This window comes from Kitasatospora sp. NPDC004289 (assembly GCF_053602875.1).
The window spans coordinates 55,035-73,157 of sequence record NZ_JBSGEL010000025.1; the positions used below are offsets into that span (position 1 = coordinate 55,035).

Annotated in this window: 22 protein-coding genes; 14 read left to right on the forward strand and 8 right to left on the reverse strand. The window is 74.6% G+C overall.

Annotated features, from left to right (window positions below):
- Positions 1-57: 57 nt before the first annotated feature.
- The 8 genes from hisD to hisF are packed head-to-tail and all read left to right on the forward strand — an operon-like array spanning position 58 to position 5,829.
- The gene (gene hisD, locus ACWEPF_RS18780) at positions 58-1,365 is read left to right on the forward strand and encodes a histidinol dehydrogenase (RefSeq protein ID WP_452173464.1); all 1,308 of its coding nucleotides are present in this window, start codon (positions 58-60) and stop codon (positions 1,363-1,365) included.
- Positions 1,362-2,462: a histidinol-phosphate transaminase gene (locus ACWEPF_RS18785; protein WP_452173465.1), complete on the forward strand. Its 1,101-nt coding sequence runs from the start codon at positions 1,362-1,364 to the stop codon at positions 2,460-2,462. Before hisD ends, ACWEPF_RS18785 begins: the two co-directional genes overlap by 4 nt.
- 5 nt (positions 2,463-2,467) lie before the next feature.
- A complete protein-coding gene (gene hisB, locus ACWEPF_RS18790; protein ID WP_345286388.1) occupies positions 2,468-3,061 on the forward strand; it encodes an imidazoleglycerol-phosphate dehydratase HisB in 594 nt (197 codons plus the stop codon).
- Positions 3,058-3,207 (forward strand): hypothetical protein, encoded by a 150-nt coding sequence (locus ACWEPF_RS18795; protein WP_345286386.1) that lies wholly within the window; start codon positions 3,058-3,060, stop codon positions 3,205-3,207. The genes hisB and ACWEPF_RS18795 overlap by 4 nt, the downstream gene beginning before the upstream one ends.
- Before the next feature lie 28 nt (positions 3,208-3,235).
- A complete protein-coding gene (hisH, locus tag ACWEPF_RS18800) occupies positions 3,236-3,871 on the forward strand; it encodes an imidazole glycerol phosphate synthase subunit HisH (RefSeq protein WP_345286384.1) in 636 nt (211 codons plus the stop codon).
- Between the two features lie 40 nt (positions 3,872-3,911).
- Positions 3,912-4,634, forward strand: coding sequence for a bifunctional 1-(5-phosphoribosyl)-5-((5-phosphoribosylamino)methylideneamino)imidazole-4-carboxamide isomerase/phosphoribosylanthranilate isomerase PriA (gene priA / locus ACWEPF_RS18805; protein ID WP_402298350.1), 723 nt, complete (start codon positions 3,912-3,914; stop codon positions 4,632-4,634).
- Positions 4,631-5,062: a Rid family hydrolase gene (locus ACWEPF_RS18810; protein ID WP_452173466.1), complete on the forward strand. Its 432-nt coding sequence runs from the start codon at positions 4,631-4,633 to the stop codon at positions 5,060-5,062. Before priA ends, ACWEPF_RS18810 begins: the two co-directional genes overlap by 4 nt.
- Positions 5,059-5,829, forward strand: coding sequence for an imidazole glycerol phosphate synthase subunit HisF (gene hisF, locus ACWEPF_RS18815; RefSeq protein ID WP_452173467.1), 771 nt, complete (start codon positions 5,059-5,061; stop codon positions 5,827-5,829). The genes ACWEPF_RS18810 and hisF overlap by 4 nt, the downstream gene beginning before the upstream one ends.
- 28 nt (positions 5,830-5,857) lie before the next feature.
- Here the strand turns inward: hisF and ACWEPF_RS18820 are convergent, their stop codons facing one another.
- From ACWEPF_RS18820 to ACWEPF_RS18855, 8 genes are all read right to left on the reverse strand, one after another.
- Entirely contained in the window at positions 5,858-6,406 is a 549-nt protein-coding gene (locus tag ACWEPF_RS18820) for a hypothetical protein (protein WP_452173468.1), read from the reverse strand.
- Positions 6,403-7,752: a DUF58 domain-containing protein gene (locus tag ACWEPF_RS18825; RefSeq protein WP_452173469.1), complete on the reverse strand. Its 1,350-nt coding sequence runs from the start codon at positions 7,750-7,752 to the stop codon at positions 6,403-6,405. The genes ACWEPF_RS18820 and ACWEPF_RS18825 overlap by 4 nt, the downstream gene beginning before the upstream one ends.
- A complete protein-coding gene (locus ACWEPF_RS18830) occupies positions 7,749-8,792 on the reverse strand; it encodes an AAA family ATPase (RefSeq protein WP_452173470.1) in 1,044 nt (347 codons plus the stop codon). Before ACWEPF_RS18830 ends, ACWEPF_RS18825 begins: the two co-directional genes overlap by 4 nt.
- Before the next feature lie 43 nt (positions 8,793-8,835).
- On the reverse strand, positions 8,836-9,387 hold the full coding sequence (locus tag ACWEPF_RS18835; protein WP_452173471.1) for a hypothetical protein: 552 nt from the start codon (positions 9,385-9,387) through the stop codon (positions 8,836-8,838).
- Positions 9,384-10,364, reverse strand: a complete 981-nt coding sequence (locus tag ACWEPF_RS18840; protein WP_452173472.1) for a DUF4129 domain-containing protein — start codon at positions 10,362-10,364, stop codon at positions 9,384-9,386. The genes ACWEPF_RS18835 and ACWEPF_RS18840 overlap by 4 nt, the downstream gene beginning before the upstream one ends.
- A 303-nt stretch (positions 10,365-10,667) precedes the next feature.
- Positions 10,668-11,444, reverse strand: coding sequence for a VOC family protein (locus ACWEPF_RS18845; protein ID WP_449797376.1), 777 nt, complete (start codon positions 11,442-11,444; stop codon positions 10,668-10,670).
- A 92-nt stretch (positions 11,445-11,536) separates the two neighbouring features.
- Positions 11,537-12,172, reverse strand: a complete 636-nt coding sequence (locus tag ACWEPF_RS18850; protein ID WP_452173473.1) for a TIGR03085 family metal-binding protein — start codon at positions 12,170-12,172, stop codon at positions 11,537-11,539.
- A gap of 114 nt (positions 12,173-12,286) precedes the next feature.
- The gene (locus ACWEPF_RS18855; protein ID WP_452173474.1) at positions 12,287-12,814 is read right to left on the reverse strand and encodes a hypothetical protein; all 528 of its coding nucleotides are present in this window, start codon (positions 12,812-12,814) and stop codon (positions 12,287-12,289) included.
- A 144-nt stretch (positions 12,815-12,958) separates the two neighbouring features.
- Between ACWEPF_RS18855 and ACWEPF_RS18860 the strand changes: the two genes are divergently transcribed.
- The 6 genes from ACWEPF_RS18860 (at position 12,959) to ACWEPF_RS18885 (ending at position 17,938) form a co-directional block, all read left to right on the forward strand.
- The gene (locus ACWEPF_RS18860; protein WP_452173475.1) at positions 12,959-13,912 is read left to right on the forward strand and encodes a hypothetical protein; all 954 of its coding nucleotides are present in this window, start codon (positions 12,959-12,961) and stop codon (positions 13,910-13,912) included.
- Between the two features lie 58 nt (positions 13,913-13,970).
- Positions 13,971-14,723, forward strand: coding sequence for a hypothetical protein (locus tag ACWEPF_RS18865; protein ID WP_452173476.1), 753 nt, complete (start codon positions 13,971-13,973; stop codon positions 14,721-14,723).
- Between the two features lie 75 nt (positions 14,724-14,798).
- Positions 14,799-15,275, forward strand: coding sequence for a hypothetical protein (locus tag ACWEPF_RS18870; protein WP_345284346.1), 477 nt, complete (start codon positions 14,799-14,801; stop codon positions 15,273-15,275).
- 70 nt (positions 15,276-15,345) lie between these two features.
- Positions 15,346-15,717 (forward strand): phosphoribosyl-AMP cyclohydrolase, encoded by a 372-nt coding sequence (gene hisI / locus ACWEPF_RS18875; RefSeq protein ID WP_452173477.1) that lies wholly within the window; start codon positions 15,346-15,348, stop codon positions 15,715-15,717.
- Positions 15,718-15,756: 39 nt separating this feature from the next.
- Positions 15,757-17,268: an anthranilate synthase component I gene (locus ACWEPF_RS18880; RefSeq protein WP_449797372.1), complete on the forward strand. Its 1,512-nt coding sequence runs from the start codon at positions 15,757-15,759 to the stop codon at positions 17,266-17,268.
- 43 nt (positions 17,269-17,311) lie between these two features.
- Positions 17,312-17,938, forward strand: coding sequence for a TIGR02234 family membrane protein (locus ACWEPF_RS18885; protein WP_452173478.1), 627 nt, complete (start codon positions 17,312-17,314; stop codon positions 17,936-17,938).
- The last annotated feature ends 185 nt before the right edge of the window (positions 17,939-18,123 follow it).

Consider the following 18,123-nt stretch of genomic DNA (forward strand, 5'->3'; position numbering starts at 1 on the left):
GTATCACGGACTGAAATGAGAGACCTCGGGTTCCGGCCACTCCTTACACTGGGGCACGTGATCTCTCGAATCGATCTGCGCGGCTCCTCCGTCGACCCGCGCTCCGTGCTGCCCCGTGCCGAGTTCGACGTGGAAGCCGCCCTGGAGAAGGTGCGGCCGATCGCGGAGGACGTACGCCATCGTGGGGTCACGGCGCTGATCGAGCTGACCGAGCGCTTCGACGGCGTCCGGCTGGAGTCCACCCGGGTGCCCGCCGAGCAGCTGGCCGAGGCCCTGGAGACGCTGGACCCGAAGGTGCGCGCCGCGCTGGAGGAGTCGATCCGCCGCGCCCGGATCGTGCACGCCGACCAGCGCCGCGAGGGGCACACCACCCAGGTGGTGCCCGGCGGCACCGTGACGCACCGGTGGATCCCGGTCGACCGGGTCGGCATGTACGTCCCCGGCGGCCTGGCCGTGTACCCGTCCTCCGTGGTGATGAGCGTGGTCCCCGCGCAGGAGGCCGGCGTCCAGGGGATCGCCGTCACCTCCCCGCCGCAGAAGGCCGTCGGCGGGCGCGTCCACCCGACCATCCTGGCGGCGTGTCAGCTGCTCGGCGTCACCGAGGTGTACGCGGTCGGCGGTGCGCAGGCGGTGGCGATGTTCGCGCTGGGCACCGAGGAGTGCGAGCCGGTCAACGTGGTGACCGGGCCGGGCAACATCTACGTGGCCGCCGCCAAGCGCTACTTCGCGGGCAAGATCGGCATCGACTCCGAGGCCGGCCCGACCGAGATCATGGTGCTCGCGGACGACACGGCGGACGCCGCGGAGGTGGCCGCCGACCTGATCAGCCAGGCCGAGCACGGCCCGACCTCGGGCTCGGTGCTGGTCACCGACTCCTCCGAGCTTGCCGAGGCGGTCGAGGCCGAGCTCAAGACCCAGGTCGCGAAGACCAAGCACTCGGAGCGGGTGGCCGAGGCGCTGGGCGGCCCGCAGTCCGGCATCATCCTGGTCGACTCGCTCGACCAGGGCCTGGACGTGGTGAACGCCTACGCCTCCGAGCACCTGGAGATCCAGACCCGGGACCCGCACGCCGTCGCGGCGAAGGTCCGCAACGCGGGCGCGATCTTCCTCGGCCGGTACACCCCGGTCTCGCTCGGCGACTACGCGGCCGGCTCCAACCACGTGCTGCCGACCGGGGGTTGTGCCTGCCACAGCTCCGGCCTGTCGGTGCAGACCTTCCTGCGCGGCGTGCAGGTCGTCGAGTACGACCGCGACGCGCTGGCGGGCATCGCCGCGCACGTGGTCAACCTCTCCACCGCCGAGGACCTCCCGGGGCACGGCGACGCCATCAAGGCCCGATTCGGATGGACGGTTCCGGACGCGTGACGAACATCGACGACCTCCCGATCCGGGACGAGCTGCGCGGCCAGTCCCCGTACGGCGCACCGCAGTTGGACGTGCCCGTCCAGCTGAACACCAACGAGAACCCGTACTCGCTGCCCGAGCCGCTGGTGGCCCGGATCGCCGAGCGGGTGGCCGAGGCGGCCCGCAACCTCAACCGCTACCCCGACCGGGACGCGGTGGAGCTGCGCACCGGCCTGGCCGCGTACCTGAGCGACACCACCGGCCACCGGGTGACGAAGGACCAGGTCTGGGCCGCCAACGGTTCCAACGAGGTCCTCCAGCAGCTGCTCCAGACCTTCGGCGGCCCCGGCCGCAGCGCGCTCGGCTTCGAGCCCTCGTACTCGATGCACGCCCTCATCTCCCGCGGCACCGGCACGACGTGGATCTCCGGGCCGCGCAACGAGGACTTCACCATCGACCTGGAGGCGGCCAAGGCGGCGATCGCCGAGCAGCGGCCCAACGTGGTCTTCGTCTGCTCGCCGAACAACCCGACCGGCACCGCCGTCGCGGCCGACACCGTGCTGGCGCTCTACGAGGCCGCCCAGGCGGCCCGGCCCAGCCTGGTGATCGTGGACGAGGCGTACGTGGAGTTCTCGCACCGCGCCTCGCTGCTGCCGATGATCGAGGGCCGGCCCAACCTGGTGGTCACCCGCACCATGTCCAAGGCCTTCGGCGCCGCCGGGCTGCGGCTCGGCTACCTGGCGGCGGCCCCGGCGGTGGTGGACGCGGTGCAGCTGGTCCGGCTGCCGTACCACCTGAGCGCCGTCACCCAGGCCACCGCGCTGGCCTGCCTGGAGCACACCGAGACCCTGCTCGGCTACGTGGAGCGGCTGAAGGCCGAGCGGGACCGGCTGGTCACCGCGCTGCGCGGGCTCGGCCTCGAAGTCACCGACTCCGACGCGAACTTCATCCAGTTCGGCCGCTTCGCCGACACCCACGCGGTGTGGCAGGCCATCCTCGACCAAGGCGTGCTGGTCCGCGACAACGGCGTCCCGGGTTGGTTGCGCGTCACGGCCGGCACCCCGGCCGAGAACGACGCGTTCCTCGACGCCGTCCGCACCGCCACCAAGGAGCTTTGACCCTCATGTCCCGCATCGGACGCATCGAGCGCACCACCAAGGAGACCGCCGTCCTGGTCGAGATCGACCTGGACGGCACCGGCAAGACCGACATCTCCACGGGCGTCGGGTTCTACGACCACATGCTCGACCAGCTCGGCCGCCACGGTCTCTTCGACCTCACCGTGAAGACCGAGGGCGATCTGCACATCGACACCCACCACACCATCGAGGACACCGCCCTCGCGCTGGGCGCCGCCTTCCGGCAGGCGCTCGGCGACAAGGTCGGCATCTACCGCTTCGGCAACTGCACCGTGCCGCTGGACGAGTCGCTCGCCCAGGTCACCGTGGACCTCTCCGGCCGCCCCTACCTGGTGCACACCGAGCCGGAGAACATGGCGCCGATGATCGGCAGCTACGACACCACGATGACCCGGCACATCCTGGAGTCCTTCGTGGCCCAGGCCGCCATCGCCCTGCACGTGCACGTGCCGTACGGTCGGAACGCCCACCACATCGTGGAATGCCAGTTCAAGGCGCTGGCGCGGGCACTCCGCTATGCCTCCGAGCGCGACCCGCGCGCGGCGGGCATCCTCCCCTCGACCAAGGGTGCACTGTGACCGCGTCAACTCTGCTGATCATCGTCGGGCTCTTCCTGACCGGTGGCGTCTACTCGTTCTGGAAGCAGAAGCAGTCCAAGGGCGTGATCGCGGTCCTCGCGTTCGGCGCCGTGATGTGCCTCGCCTCCGGCCTGATGCGGCTCTGAGTCACTAGCAAGAGACGGAACTCCCCTGATGGCAAAGAACGTTGTGGTCTTCGACTACGGCTCGGGCAACCTCCGTTCGGCCCAGCGCGCGGTCGAGCGGACCGGCGCGAACGTCACCGTGACCTCCGACTTCAAGACCGCGATGGACGCCGACGGCCTGCTGGTGCCGGGCGTCGGCGCCTTCGAGGCCTGCATGCGCGGCCTCAAGGCGGTCCGCGGCGAGCAGATCATCGGCCGCCGGCTGTCCGGCGGCCGCCCGGTGATGGGCATCTGCGTCGGCATGCAGATCCTGTTCGAGAAGGGCGTCGAGCACGGCGTCGAGACGGCCGGCTGCGACGAGTGGCCCGGCACGGTCGGCCCGCTGGACGCCCCGGTCGTCCCGCACATGGGCTGGAACACGGTGGACGTGCCCGAGGGCAGCCGGATGTTCGCCGGCCTGGACGCCGACACCCGCTTCTACTTCGTGCACTCCTACGGCGTGCGCGAGTGGGAGCTGCGGATCACCAACGAGAACATCCGCGCCCCCAAGGTCAGCTGGACCACCCACGGCCACCCGTTCGTCGCGGCGGTGGAGAACGGCCCGCTCTGGGCCACCCAGTTCCACCCCGAGAAGTCCGGCGACGCGGGTGCCGCGCTGCTGACCAACTGGGTCAACACCCTCTGACAACCTGACAACTCCCTTACAGATCAGGAAAGTTGCACCGATGAGCCGCCTCGAACTGCTGCCCGCCGTCGACATCCGCGACGGCCTGGCCGTCCGTCTGACCAAGGGCGCGTCCGGCACCGAGAAGTCCTTCGGCGAGCCCCTCGCGGCCGCCCTGGCCTGGCAGGAGGCGGGCGCCGAGTGGCTGCATCTGGTGGACCTGGACGCCGCGTTCGGCACCGGTGACAACCGCGAGATCGTCCGGCAGGTCTCCGGCGCGCTGGACATCAAGGTCGAGCTCTCCGGCGGCATCCGCGACGACGAGACGCTGGCCGCCGCGCTGGCCACCGGCTGCCGCCGGGTCAACCTCGGCACCGCCGTGCTGGAGAAGCCCGAGTGGGTGGCCAAGGCCATCGCCGAGCACGGCGACCGGATCGCGGTCGGCCTGGACGTGATCGGCACCACCCTGCGCGGCCGCGGCTGGACCAGCGAGGGCGGCGACCTGTTCGAGGCGCTGGCCCGTCTCGACGCCGAGGGCTGCGCCCGCTACGTGGTCACCGACGTCGACCGGGACGGCACCCTGACCGGCCCCAACCTCGAACTGCTGCGCAAGGTCTGCGCCGCCACCGACCGCCCGGTGGTGGCCTCCGGCGGCGTCTCCTCGCTGGAGGACCTGCGGGCCATCGCCGGACTCACCGGCCTGGGTGTCGAGGGGGCGATCGTGGGCAAGGCACTCTACGAGGGCAAGTTCACCCTCGCCGAGGCCTTGGAGGCGGTTTCATGACGGAGTACCGGTTGGTCGGCGGCAAGCTGAGCGGTGCCTCCCCGTGGGAGGCGGAGTTCGGCTACTCCCGCGCGGTGGCCGCCGGTGACTACGTGCACGTGGCCGGCACCACCGCCTGGGTCGACGGCGCGATCGCCCACGAGGGCGACCCGTACCACCAGACCCTGGCCGCCTTCGAGATCGGCCTCAAGGCGCTCACCGCCTACGGCCTGACCGCCGAGGACGTGATCCGCACCCGGATGTACATCACCCACGTCCGGGACGCCGAGGAGGTGGGCCGCGCGCACGCCGCGCTGTTCGCCGCCGCCCGGCCCGCCGCCACCATGGTCGTGGTGGAGGGCCTGATCGACTCCCGGATGATGGTGGAGATCGAGATCGACGCCCACCGCACCGGGCTCGCCAGCACCCTGGAAGGTACGAAGCAGTGACCCTCGCCGTACGAGTCATCCCCTGCCTGGACGTGGACGCCGGCCGGGTGGTGAAGGGCGTCAACTTCCAGAACCTGCGCGACGCCGGTGACCCGGTCGAGCTGGCCAAGCTCTACGATGCCCAGGGCGCCGACGAGTTGACCTTCCTCGACATCACCGCCTCCTCCGGCGACCGGGAGACCACCTACGACGTGGTGCGCCGCACCGCCGAGCAGGTCTTCATCCCGCTCACCGTCGGCGGCGGCGTGCGCGCCGTCGAGGACGTCGACAAGCTGCTGCGGGCCGGGGCCGACAAGGTCGGCGTCAACACCGCCGCCATCGCCCGCCCCGAGCTGATCCGGGAGATCGCCGCCCGCTTCGGCCGCCAGGTCCTGGTCCTCTCGGTGGACGCCCGCCGCTGCCCCGAGGGCACCGAGACCGCCTCCGGTTTCGAGGTCACCACCCACGGCGGGCGGAAGGGCACCGGCCTGGACGCGGTCGAGTGGGCCGGCCGGGCCGCCGAGCTGGGCGCGGGCGAGATCCTGCTCAACTCGATGGACGCCGACGGCACCAAGGACGGCTACGACCTGGAGCTGATCCGGGCCGTCCGCAAGACCGTGTCGGTGCCGGTGATCGCCTCCGGCGGAGCCGGCAAGCTGGCCGACTTCGCCCCGGCGGTGGACGCCGGAGCGGACGCGGTGCTGGCCGCCAGCGTCTTCCACTTCGGCGACCTGACCATCGGTCAGGTCAAGGACAGCCTGCGGGAGTCCGGACACCCCGTCCGCTGACCGACGCACCCCCGAAGGCCCCCGCCGGTCACTCCGGCCGGGGGCCTTCGTCGTCCCGGTCAGCCGGGCTTCCCCGGAGGGCCAGGGCGCAGGCCGCCGCCGCGCCGGCCACCGCCAGCACCGCGACCAGCGGGCCGGGTGCGGAGGAGCCCAGCGGAGCGGCCGCGGCCAGCAGGACCAGGACGGCGGAGCCGAAGGAGGCCGCCACCGCCCGGCCGGGGCGTCGGGCGTCGTCGGCCGCGTCCGGGTCGGCGCCGTCCAGGTGCAGCAGGTAGCCGAGCAGCAGCAGGGTCAGGGCGGCCGCCAGCCAGAGCGGCGGGTCGCCGAGGGCGGCGGTGACGGTGCAGCCGGTGGCGAAGGCGGTGGTGCGCCGACGGGACAGCTGGGCCTGCCAGCTGGACCCGGTCGGGACCAGCCCGGGCGCGGGCGGGGCGGCGAACCAGGCGAACGGCAGGGTGAAGGGCAGCAGCGTCAGCCAGGCGGCGGGCACGGTGGTCAGCGCGGCGTCGACCCCCAGCACCAGCAGCACGCCGAGCGCGCGTGCGGTCGCGGCGGACGACGGCAGGTGACGGTTCATCGGTTCCTCCCCCGGACCCGGGCGCGCAGCAGCGGTGCCAGGGTCAGGTCCAGCCCGGCGTCCGGGGTGAGCGGCAGCACCGGGACGCCCCGGGCCCGCAGGGCGAAGCGGCTGGCCTCGCGGTCCGCCTGCCAGAGCCGGACGGCGAGTTCGGCGGCCTCCCGGCGGGCCGAGCTCAGCGCACGGACGTCGTGCCGGGGCGAGCCGATCGGCACCTCGATGACCACCACCGGGTTCCCCCGGGCCGTCAGGTGCCGCAGCACCTCCATCACCCGGTGGTCGGTGAGCGTGGTGATCACGTACACCAGGGCGTCGGCCGGGATCACCTGGCGGGGCAGCCCGGCCAGGTCGGGGAGGTGGTAGCCGAGGTCGCGGCGGACCTCCAGGACCGTCTCCACCAGGCGGTGGAAGTAGCCCCCGCCGGTGCCCGGGACCAGCCAGCGGGTGGTGCCGCCGATCGACAGCACGCCGACCCGGTCGTGGCTGCGCAGGTAGGCCTTGGCGATCCCGGCGCCGGCCCGGACCGTCTCGTCCAGGCTGGAGACGCCGTTGGACGGGTCGTAGTAGTCGCCGAGCGCGTCCAGCAGCACCACCGTGTCGGCGGCCCGCTCGGCCGCGAACTGGTTGAGCTGCACCGAGCCCCGGCGGGTGGTGGACGGCCAGTGGATCCGGCGCTGCCGCTCGCCCCAGACGTGCGGGCGCACGCCCGTCACCTCCACCCCCTCGCCGCGCTGGCGGGCGGTGTGCTCGCCGAGCCGCTCGGGCAGCCGGACCGGGATCGGGGTCAGCGCGGAGTGGGTGGGCATCGGGAAGACCTGCGCCTCGCCCAGCTCCACCCGGACGGTGCGCCGGGCCAGCCCGCCGCCGTCGTACACGTCCACGTCCACCGTGCCCAGGCTCCACCGGCCCCAGCGGTGCGGGGTGAGCCGCAGCGTGACGGTGGTGCCGGTGACGTCCACCGCCTCCACCGCGACCCCGGGGCCCGGGTACGGACGGGGGACGATCCGTCCGTGGGTGCCGCCGACCGCGAGCTCGATCCGGGCCTCGACGGTCTCGCCCTCGAAGAGGCGGCGGGCGGAGACCGCGGCCTCGGCGCCGCCGACCGTCGGACGGCCCTCGCCGGAGGTGGCCAGCACCAGCAGCACCAGCGGGCCGGCCGCCACCGCCAGCACCCAGGCGTGGCCGGTGAGCAGGGCGGCGGCCACCGCCGCGACGGTGACGGTGAGCAGCCGCAGGGTCCGCTCGCCGGCCCGCCAGTGGGTGGGCGGCTCGGCGGGCGGCTGGACCAGGGCGAGCGGGGCCGGCCCGCCGGGCGCGGCCGCTCCCCGACGGGGCGTCAGGTTCACGGCCGGCCGGCCCCGTCGGCGGTGCGGGCGGCGGCGGCCGGGACGGTCTGCGGGGCCTTGACGTTCGGTATCAGCCCGGCCACCACCTCGTCGGCGTTGATCTGACGCACCCACAGCTCCGGCTGGAGCGAGATCCGGTGGGCCAGGGCCGGGACCACCAGGCCCTTGACGTCCTCCGGCACCACGTAGTCCCGACCGTCCAGCACCGCCCGGGCCCGGGCCAGCTGGACCAGCGCCAGCCCGCCGCGCGGCGAGGCGCCGACCTGGATCTGCGGGTGCGCGCGGGTGGCGGCCAGCAGGGCCACCACGTACGCCACCAGGTCGTCGTCCACCTCGACCCGCTCCAGGGCGGCGCGCATCGCCAGCACCTGGGCCGGGTCGGTGAGCCGGCGCACCGTGGGCTCGGGGGCCGAACGGTCCAGCCGGGCGCGGAGCATGGCCTCCTCCTGCTCGGTGGCCAGGTAGCCCATCCGGACCCGGAGCAGGAAGCGGTCCAGCTGCGCCTCGGGCAGGCCGTAGGTGCCCTCGTACTCGATCGGGTTGGCGGTGGCGATCACCACGAACGGGTCCGGCAGCTTCCTGGTCACCCCGTCCACCGAGACCTGGGCCTCGGCCATCGCCTCCAGCAGCGCGGCCTGGGTCTTCGGGGGCGTGCGGTTGATCTCGTCGGCCAGCAGCAGGTGGGTGAAGACCGGGCCGGGCCGGAAGACCATCTCCCCGCTGGACTGGTCGTAGAACGGCGCGCCGGAGACGTCCGAGGGCAGCAGGTCCGGGGTGAACTGGATGCGCCGGAAGTCCAGGCCCAGCGCGGTGGCGAAGGAGCGGGCCAGCAGGGTCTTGCCCAGGCCGGGCAGGTCCTCGATCAGGACGTGGCCGCCGGCCAGCACGCCGAGCATCACCAGTTCGAGCGCCTCCGGCTTGCCGACCACGGCGCCGCCGACCTCGGCCAGCACCTCGCGGGCCAGCTCGCCGGCCTGACGCGGGGTCAGCGCGGGGAGCGGGGCGGCGGGGGCCGCGGCTGCGGCTTCGGTGATGGTCACGGGACTCCTCGGGGACTGGTCGTCGGGGTGGTGGTGGCGCGGGTCAGACGGTCTGCAGACCGTCCACGGCGGAGCGGAGCAGGGCGGGCGGCACCGGGCCGTCGAACTCGGTGTCCAGGTCGATCAGCCGCCAGACGCCCGGCCCGACCAGGGCGGCGGCCGCCCGCGGCTCGTGGTGCAGCGAGACGCCGTGACGTTCCGTCAGCCGGGAGTCGTAGAGGCGCTGCAGCCGCGCGCGCAGCAGCGCCACGTCCTCCGGGTGGCCGGCCAGCGCGCCCTCCACCGCCGGGCGCCAGTCGCCCAGGCCGGCCGTCCGCTGCTCGACCATCCGCTGGGTACGGGAGGACAGGCCGTCCTCGGACTCGGCCCCGGCCACGTACCGGGCGGTGAGCAGCCCGACCGCCGCGAACAGCAGGGCCCCGCCGGTCGCGACGGCCGCCCCGGCGGTCAGGGCCAGCACGGTCTCGGCAGCGGCCGCCGTCCCGGCCAGCACGGCCAGCGACCACCGGCCGACCGGGCGCTCGCGGAGCAGGCGGGCCTCGGTGCGGACCTGAGGGTCCGGCCGGTGGCGCCCCTGGGCGTACCGCCCCGTCATCGGGCCTCCCCGGTCGGTGCCGGCTGCCCGGTGTCGGACGGCCCGGTGGTGGACGGCTCCGCGTCGGACGGCTCAGCGGGGTGGCCGAGTTGAGCGGCGATGGCGTCCAGCGCGGACCGGGCCCGGGCCAGGTGCGGCTCGCCCATCGGGTGGCTGGAGTAGCGGGCCTCCCGGAACAGCGTGGCCAGCGACTGCGGGTGAGGCCCCGTCACCACCCCGGCCAGGGCGGCCCGGTGCAGCAGGTCCGCCGGGCTGTCCGAATCGTGCCGGACCACGCCGGACTCGGCCAGCGAGGTCTCCATGGCCAGGTAGCAGGCGATCACGGCGGTCCGGGCGTCGTCGCCGGTCAGCGCCCGGCGGCCGGAGGCGACCGCCTCGGCGAGCGCCTCCTCGCTGACCGCCCCGGCGCCCTTGGTGATCCTGAAGCGCAGGCGGTGCAGGCGTCGTCGGCGCTCGCGCAGCCAGTGGACCACCATCACCACCACCGTCACCACCAGCAGCACCACCAGGGCGAGCCCGATCAGGGCCACCACGATCTCGACCCAGGAGGTCTCGGTGCTCGGCCGCCCCGGGTCCGGCCCGCGGCTCAGCGAGGGGGAGGGGCTCGGGGCCGGCTCGGGGGGGAGGGAGTGGTCGCAGGACTTCGCGGAGAGCAGCAGCAGGAACAGCGGCAGCACCACGACCGTCACCCGCAGCACCGCGGTGGCGGCTCCGGCCAGGCGCTCGGCCACCGGGCTCAGCTTCCCCCGCATCGCCTCGGCGAGCACGGTGCGGTACTTCACGATCACCGCGATCCCGGCGGCCCCGAAGGCCAGGCCGAGCAGCGGGCCGTACCGCGCGAGCGGTCCGGTGGCCTTCAGCAGGGAGGGCCCCTCCGACGGTCGCAGCGCCAACGCGGCGAAGGCCAGACAGCCCACCGCCACCAGGGCCAGCACCGGCCGCAGCCGGCTCCCCGGTCCGGGCACACGTCCGCCCATGGTGGTGTTCCCCCGTACGTCCCCCGTGCCCCCGCGGGTCCGGGTGGCGAATTCGTGCAGCTTCGCACACGAGTGGTCGCGCTGTCAGCAGCTGATCCGGGACACGGGGGGACTTGAGGAGGTGTCAGGCAGCCCGGGCTGCCCCGGCGGCCGGCACCCGCTGCCCGTCCGGCCCGTGTCGCGACGGCCGGGTGCCGTCCGCCCGGGCCCCGGTGGCCCGCACCGCCTTCCCCGCCCGTTCTCCGGCGCCTGCGCCGTGTCCCCGTCGCGCCGCCCGCCCGGGCCCCTCGTGCCGACCGGCCGTCAGGCCTCGCTGCGGATGATGGCGAAGCGGGCGCCGAACGGATCGGTAAGCCAGGCCATCCGGCCGATGCCGGGGGCGTCCATGCCGGGGAGCAGGACGGCGCCGCCGTGGGTCGTCGCGCGCTCGATGGTCGCGTCCGGGTCGGTGACCTCGAAGTAGGGGAGCCAGCCGGCCTCGTCGTGGCCGGGCTGGGCCGGGGCGATGCCGCCGAAGGAGGCGCGCTGCTGGTCCTCGCCCTCGGCGGTGGAGAGCACGGTGTACGTCATCCCGGGCACCTCGACCTGCTCGTAGCGCCAGCCGAAGAGCGCGCCGTAGAAGCCCCGCGCGCCCGTCGGGTCGGGTGTGTGCAGCTCGGCCCAGCAGAAGCTGCCCGGGACGGTGGTGGCCTCCAGGCCGGCGATCCCGCCCGGCTGCCAGACAGCGAACTGACCGCCCGCCGGATCGGTGAACGCCGCGAGCCGGCCCGCCCCGGGGATGTCGTCGGGGGAGACCCGGACGGTGCCACCGGCCTGCTCGACCGCCTTCGCGGTGCCGTCCGCGTCGGGCGTGTGGAAGTACACCGTCCAGGCGGAGTGCGCGCCCTCCTCGGTGAGCGGGCCGAGCGCGGCGACCGTCCTCCCGTCGTGCCGGAAGAAGCCGTAGCCGCCGGCCTCGTACCCGGCCGATTCGAAGGACCAGCCGAACACCGCCCCGTAGAAGGCGGCGGCCGCCGCGGTGTCGGGGCTGCCCAGGTCCAGCCAGTTCGGCGAACCGGTCCGGAAGTCGGTGCTGAGCATGGCGGAGAGCTCCCTCGGAGGAGGACGGGTCGGTCGGACCCGCCCAGCCTGCCACCGCCCACCGACAACCGCGCGCCGGGCCTGACGGCCCGTCACCCGAACGGCAGGACCACCCGGAGCGCCTCCATCGCTTCGCGCTCCCCGGCGACCTCGACCGCCGCCCGTTCGCCGCGCCCGAAGGCGTACAGCACCAACTCGCCCGGCTCGCCCCGCACCTCGACCGCCGGTCCGCCCTGCCGGCCGACCGCCACCGACTGGCCGTCCGGGCGCCGCAGCACCAGCAGCACGGGCAGCCGCCGCCCGGCCTCCAGCCGGACCAGCATCGGCAGCCGCTTCCAGAGCAGTTCGGCCATCGACGGGGCGACCGGCTCCGGCTTCCACCCGGGCCCGGCCCGGCGGACGTCCTCGGCGTGCACGTAGTACTCGACCAGGTTGGCCGCCTCGTCCACCCCGGGCAGCGCGAACGGCGAGAACCCCGGGCCGGTGCGCACCAACCGCAGCAACTCCTCGTACGGGCGGGCCCGGTAGCGCTCCTGCACCCGCGCCGTCCACCCCGCCAGCGGCCCGATCCGGATGCCGGCCGCCGCGTCCAACCGCCGCTCCCGCAGCACCAGATGGGCCGCCAGGTCCCGCGTGGTCCACCCGATGCAGAGCGTCGGCGCCTCCGGCCCCGCCGCCGCCAGCAGATCGGCCAGCCGCTCCCGCTCCCCGCGCGCAAAGCTCGTCATGCGGCCACCTTAGACGGACCGGCGATCGGGGGCGCCGTCGTGGTGACCCCCGGGGGCGAGGAACTGCCCGGAAGGAAGGCGGACCAGCACCGGGCCGGTCCGTGCCGCTCGTGGTCAGGGGGCGGCGGTCGACCCGGCGAGGTGGCCGGTGAGCTTGCGGCCCTGCTGGCTGTTGCTGGCCGAGAGGGTGCAGGAGGCGTCGCGGTGGCCCTGGGAGTAGTGCTTCACGGACGGCCCGATCGGGTAGCCGTAGTACGGGCCGCCGGAGGTCTGCCGGGCCTGCCACTCGGCGGCCGCGGGTTCGCAGAGCTGGCGCAGCGCCCGGGCGATGTCGGCGTCGTCCGCGAGGCCCTCCGGGAGCTTGACCACGGCCACCCCCTCGCCGTCGTGCGGGGCCTCGCAGGGGCGCAGTTCGGGCAGCGTGATCACCTTGCTGAGCTGCGGGTGGTCGAAGCACTCGCCCGGCCAGAAGAACGGGTACGGCGGCCGCTCCCGGGTCGGCGAGGGGCTGGGCGAGGCGCTCGGGCTCGGCGGCGGGGCGGCCGCCGGCTTCCTCGCCGGCTCCGGCCAGAACAGCACCACGGCCCCCACGACCAGCACCAGCACGGCCACCACCGTGGCCACCACCCGACGCCGCCTCATCCCAGCCCCCCTCGACTCTCCGGAGCCCACATTCTGTCCGCCCGCACCCCGTCCCGTCAGCCCGTTCCCGGAGCCGGCCCAGGCCGCGCGGAGCCCGGCGGGCGGCAGCAGCATGGAGGGAGGACGAGCCACGGGAGGCACCCCATGTGGTGGGAGCCCACGGATCCGCAGACGCAGCGCTTACGCGTCGAGACGCGCCGGCTGCTGGCCCTGCTGCGGTCGGCCCTCGGGCGCACCGAACCCCTCCGGCAGCCGCTGGTCTGGGGCGTCGGCAGCGCACCCGGGGCCGACGGCCGGTGGGGCTCTCCGCTGGTGGTGGTGAACGCGGCCGAGGCCGGGGCGGCCGGCCCGGGCCGGTACCGCTGGGAGGACCTCCGGAGCGAGGGCTCGCCGGTGACGGACCTGCTGGCCGGCTGGGAGCTCGCGCCCGGAACGCGGATCGACGTGACGGGCCGTCCGGTCCCGGCCGCCCGGATCGACCCGACCGACCAGGTGGTGGCCCCGCCCGGCGGCCGGGGCACCGTCGGCCTGACCTGCACCCACCTGGGCGCCCCGGCCTTCCTGACCGCCGGGCACCTGGTCTCCGGCAGCGGTGGCCGGGTCGAGGTCGCGGCCACCGGACGGGGCGCTCCGCTCGGCTGGGTGAGCGGCCAAGTGGTGCGCTGGAACGACCCGTTGGGCCTCGGGCCGATCGGCGGCTACGACTACGCGGTGGTCCGGATCGCCCCGCCGGACGACACCGCCACCGTCACCCACGCCGGCCCGCTGCCCGCACCCGGCCCGCCGTACGGGCCGCTCGCCGTCTCCGTCTACGGCGGCCGCTCCGGCCGCTGCCGGGGCACCGTCACCGGCGCCCTCGAACAGCTCGGCGACGCCGACCGGCAGTGGCTGACGCTCTGGCAGGTCGTCACCTCGGAACCACTCGGGTACGGCGACTCCGGCAGCCTCGCGATGGTCGACTCCGGCCCGTACCGGGGCCGTCTGCTGGGCCACCTCGTCGGCGGCACGGTGACCGCGCCGCACGCCTTCGACCACTGCTACGTCCAGGACCTGCGCGCCTGCCTCGCCCACCAGGACGGGCCGGACGTCCTCCTCTGACACCACCCGATCCCGTCGGCCTCGGCGACGGGATCCGCGAATCCACCCGGAGGACCCGATGAGCACCATCCGCAGCATCGCCAAGGGGGCCCACATCCGCACCAGGGCGGCCGCGCTGCCCGTGCTCGGCCCGCCGGGAGCGAAGGCCGTCGCGGTCCGGCCGGCGCAGCCGGCCCAGGGGCAGCAGGGCGGCGGTGGCGAGGCCGCGGAGCCCAAGGAGAAGGCCACCGATCTCAGCTCGCTGCTCAACACCGTCCCGGTGGAGGTGGTGGCGCTCTACACCACCGTGCTCGGCGTGCTCACCAGCGTGCTGGCGGCCGACGCCCAGGACAGCTACCTCCCGCTGCGCTGGTGGCTCTACGGCGGCTGCGTGCTGGCGACGGTCATGGCCGTGCCGCTCGCGTACTCGCTCGACAAGGCGCCGCCCGCGGAGCAGGGACAGGAACCCGCGGCCGAGCCGCCCGTCACGGCCCCGCCGCAGAAGCCGCCCGGGGTGGACGGCCCCGCCGGCGCGTCCGCCCTCGTCCCGGCCGTCGGAGCGGCCGCGGCTGCGGCCGCCGTGGACACCCCCGTCAAGCAGCCTCCCGGCCGGGACCGCCGGGGCCCCGTCGCGGAGACCTTCATGGCCGCCTTCTCCTTCGCGGTCTGGGGCCTGGTCATCCCCGAGTCCCCGCTCTACCTGCTGATGGAGGCCCCCACCCTCCCCGTGGTGGTCGCCCTGCTGAGCGCCGCCGGCGCCTTCCTGGCCAACAACGTCTTCGGCCCCTGGCTGGACCGCCCGGCCCGCCGCATCCGGATCACCCTGTACTGAGGCCCCGCCCCGCCGGGACGCCGCCCCGCACGGGTACCCTGCCTGCGGCACGACCCTCACCCAAGGGGTCAACTCATGCGCGTAGGCATCGTCGGTCACGAGGGTCTCTCCGACCTCAGCGAGATGCTGGTCCGGGGCGAGCTCTGGCGCCTCGTCACCTCGCACACCCCGCACGACCTGATCGGCGTCAGCTGCCTGGGCCAGGGGCCGGAGAGCTGGTTCGCCCAGTCCGTGCTGGACCACGGCGGCAAGCTGGAGGTCGTCCTGTCCGCGTCCACGGCCCAGGCGGGAGCCTTCGCCGGGCCCGCCCGCTCCACCGTCCGCTCCCTGCTCAACCAGGCCAACGCGGTGCACCGCCTGGCGCCCGAGCAGTACGGCGGCCTCGGCGACGACACCTGCCGGGCGATGGTCGGGATGATCGACGAGCTGGTCGCGGTCTGGGACGGCGTCACCCCCGGTGCCCCGGCCGAGCTGGTCGCGGCGGCCAGGGCGGCCGGGTTGTACGTGGAGGTGGTCTGGCCGGCCGGATGTGAGAGCCCGTCAGCGGGATGAGCCGGGCGCGGGGTGCCCGGTGCCCGGACGAGGGCCGGGGGAGCGGGGCCGAGCTGCCACAATGGGCCCCATGTCGATCACTCCCGCCGCCCCCGGCAGCACCGCGCTCGACCCGGCGATCGCCGCCCGGCTGAAGCGGACCGCCGACGGCCTGCTGCCCGCCGTCGCCCAGCAGTACGACACCGGCGAGGTGTTGATGCTCGGTTGGATGGACGACGAGGCGCTGCACCGCACCCTCACCACCGGCCGCTGCACCTACTGGAGCCGCAGCCGCAGCGAGTACTGGGTGAAGGGCGACACCTCCGGCCACGTCCAGACGGTCAAGTCGGTCGCCCTGGACTGCGACGGGGACACCCTGCTGGTGAAGGTCGACCAGACCGGCGCGGCCTGCCACACCGGCGCCCGCACCTGCTTCGACGCCGACGTGCTCCCGCTCTCCTGAACCGCTGACCTCCCCTTCGACCGAACGGTGCCCAGCCCCATGGATCTCGAGACCTTCCGCAAACTCGCAGTGGACACCCGGGTCATCCCGGTCTCCCGTCGGCTCCTCGCGGACGGCCTCACCCCGATCGGGCTCTACCGCAGCCTGGCCGGGGAGCGACCGGGCACCTTCCTGCTGGAGTCGGCCGAGCAGGGCAACTGGTCGCGCTACTCCTTCGTCGGGGTCCGCAGCGCCGCCACCCTCACCGCCGACCGGGACGGCAACGCCCGTTGGCACGGCACCCCGCCGGTCGGCATCCCCACCACCGGCGACCCGCTCGCGGTGCTGCGCTCCACCCTGGAGGCGCTGCACACCCCGCGCCACGACGACGACGGCCTGCCGCCGCTCACCGGCGGCCTGGTCGGCTACCTCGGCTACGACGTGGTGCGGCGGCTGGAGAAGCTGCCCAACCTCACCCCGGACGACCTCCAGCTCCCCGAGCTGACCATGCTGCTGGCCACCGACCTCGCGGTGCTGGACCACGCCGACGGCTCGGTGGTGCTGATCGCCAACGCGGTCAACCACAACGACCTGGCCTCGGGCGTGGACGAGGCGTACGCGGACGCGGTGGCCCGCCTGGACGCCATGCAGGCCGACCTGGCCCGCCCGGTCGACCCGGGCCTGGCCACCTTCACCCCGACCGCCGTGGAGCCGCACTCGCCGTTCGGCGGGGCGCCCTACCGGGCCGCCGTCGAGGAGGTCAAGGAGCGCATCCGGGCCGGCGAGGCCTTCCAGGTGGTGCCCTCGCAGCGCTTCGAAGTGCCCTGCGCCGCAAAGGCCTTGGACGTCTACCGGGTGCTGCGCACCACCAACCCCAGCCCGTACATGTACCTGTTCCGCTTCCCCGGGCCGGACGGCACCGCCGAGGGCGGCTTCGACGTGGTCGGCTCCAGCCCCGAGGCGCTGGTCAAGGTGACGGACGGTCAGGCGATGCTGCACCCGATCGCCGGCACCCGGCACCGGGGCGCCACCCCGCACGAGGACGCCGAGCTGGCGGCCGAGCTGCTGGCCGACCCGAAGGAGCGGGCCGAGCACCTGATGCTGGTCGACCTGGGCCGCAACGACCTGGGCCGGGTCTGCGAGCCGGGCAGCGTCGAGGTGGTCGACTTCATGTCGATCGAGAAGTACAGCCACGTGATGCACATCGTCTCCACCGTCACCGGCAAGGTCGCCCCCGGCCGCACCGCCTTCGACGTGCTCACCGCCTGCTTCCCGGCCGGGACCCTCTCCGGCGCCCCCAAGCCGCGCGCCATGCGGATCATCGAGGAGCTCGAACCCACCCGCCGCGGCCTCTACGGCGGCTGCGTCGGCTACCTCGACTTCGCCGGCGACTCCGACACCGCCATCGCCATCCGCACCGCCCTCCTGCGCTCCGGCACCGCCTACGTCCAGGCCGGCGCCGGCGTGGTCGCCGACTCCGATCCGCACGCCGAGGACACCGAGTGCCGCAACAAGGCCGCCGCCGTCCTGCGCGCCGTCGCCACCGCCAACACGCTGAAGGCCTCCGGCTGACCCCCGGTGAACCGTCGGTGTACGGCTCGGGGATAGTGGACGGGTGACCACCGAGCTGCCTTCGCCCCGTACCGCCGAACCCGTCGAGACCGCTGCTCCGAGCCCGAAGGGGCGGCGGATGCTCGGGGTGATGCTGGGGTGCACGGTGCTGGGGGCGGTGCTGGTGCTGACTGCGGTGAGCCGGGTGTGGGCCGAGGGGACGGCCGGGGGGCAGTTGGAGGTGTCGGCGACCGGGAGCGCGGTGTCGGGCCTGCCGGGCGGGCTCGCGCTGGTCGGGCTGGCCTCGGCGGTGGCGGTGTTCGCGGTGCGCGGGGTCGGCAAGCTGGTGGTCGGCGCGCTGCTGACGCTGGCCGGGCTCGGTGCGGCGGTGGCCGCGGCGCTGGGCGCCACCGACGGTGCCGCGCTGCACTCGGCGGCGGCCAAGAAGCTGGCCCTGGTGAGCGCCTCGGCCGAGCAGGTGAGCCACACCGCCTGGCCCTGGGTGGCCTTCGCCGGCGGGCTGCTGCTGGCGGCGGCGGGTGCCCTGACGGTGCGTCATGGCCGGTCCTGGCCGGCCATGGGCGCCCGGTACGAGGCCCCGGCCCGGAAGGCGGCGCCGAAGCCGAAGGGCGCGGGCACCCCCGCGGACATCTGGCAGGCCCTGGACCGCGGCGAGGACCCGACGGCGTAGCGGTGGTCGACCCCGGGGCCCCGCAGGGGCCTCCAGGGGCGTGGGGAACTGCGCGAGTCCGGAAGGCGGCCCGGTGTGAGATCGGGGCACGCGAGCCAGTTGCAGGTGTTGCCGTTCCCCTGCGCGCAGTTCCTCGCGCCCCTGGGGGCCTTCGGCCCCCCGGCGCGCCCTCCGGTGTAACCACC

Excerpts from the sequence above, each read along its gene's own strand:
- hisB (WP_345286388.1), top strand. The coding sequence starts at position 2,468 with ATGTCCCGCATCGGACGCATCGAGCGCACCACCAAGGAGACCGCCGTC.
- hisH (WP_345286384.1), top strand. The coding sequence starts at position 3,236 with ATGGCAAAGAACGTTGTGGTCTTCGACTACGGCTCGGGCAACCTCCGT.
- priA (WP_402298350.1), top strand. The coding sequence starts at position 3,912 with ATGAGCCGCCTCGAACTGCTGCCCGCCGTCGACATCCGCGACGGCCTG.
- ACWEPF_RS18810 (WP_452173466.1), top strand. The coding sequence starts at position 4,631 with ATGACGGAGTACCGGTTGGTCGGCGGCAAGCTGAGCGGTGCCTCCCCG.
- ACWEPF_RS18820 (WP_452173468.1), bottom strand. The coding sequence starts at position 6,406 with ATGAACCGTCACCTGCCGTCGTCCGCCGCGACCGCACGCGCGCTCGGC.
- ACWEPF_RS18835 (WP_452173471.1), bottom strand. The coding sequence starts at position 9,387 with ATGACGGGGCGGTACGCCCAGGGGCGCCACCGGCCGGACCCTCAGGTC.
- ACWEPF_RS18840 (WP_452173472.1), bottom strand. The coding sequence starts at position 10,364 with ATGGGCGGACGTGTGCCCGGACCGGGGAGCCGGCTGCGGCCGGTGCTG.
- ACWEPF_RS18845 (WP_449797376.1), bottom strand. The coding sequence starts at position 11,444 with ATGCTCAGCACCGACTTCCGGACCGGTTCGCCGAACTGGCTGGACCTG.
- ACWEPF_RS18850 (WP_452173473.1), bottom strand. The coding sequence starts at position 12,172 with ATGACGAGCTTTGCGCGCGGGGAGCGGGAGCGGCTGGCCGATCTGCTG.
- ACWEPF_RS18855 (WP_452173474.1), bottom strand. The coding sequence starts at position 12,814 with ATGAGGCGGCGTCGGGTGGTGGCCACGGTGGTGGCCGTGCTGGTGCTG.
- ACWEPF_RS18860 (WP_452173475.1), top strand. The coding sequence starts at position 12,959 with ATGTGGTGGGAGCCCACGGATCCGCAGACGCAGCGCTTACGCGTCGAG.
- ACWEPF_RS18865 (WP_452173476.1), top strand. The coding sequence starts at position 13,971 with ATGAGCACCATCCGCAGCATCGCCAAGGGGGCCCACATCCGCACCAGG.
- ACWEPF_RS18870 (WP_345284346.1), top strand. The coding sequence starts at position 14,799 with ATGCGCGTAGGCATCGTCGGTCACGAGGGTCTCTCCGACCTCAGCGAG.
- hisI (WP_452173477.1), top strand. The coding sequence starts at position 15,346 with ATGTCGATCACTCCCGCCGCCCCCGGCAGCACCGCGCTCGACCCGGCG.
- ACWEPF_RS18880 (WP_449797372.1), top strand. The coding sequence starts at position 15,757 with ATGGATCTCGAGACCTTCCGCAAACTCGCAGTGGACACCCGGGTCATC.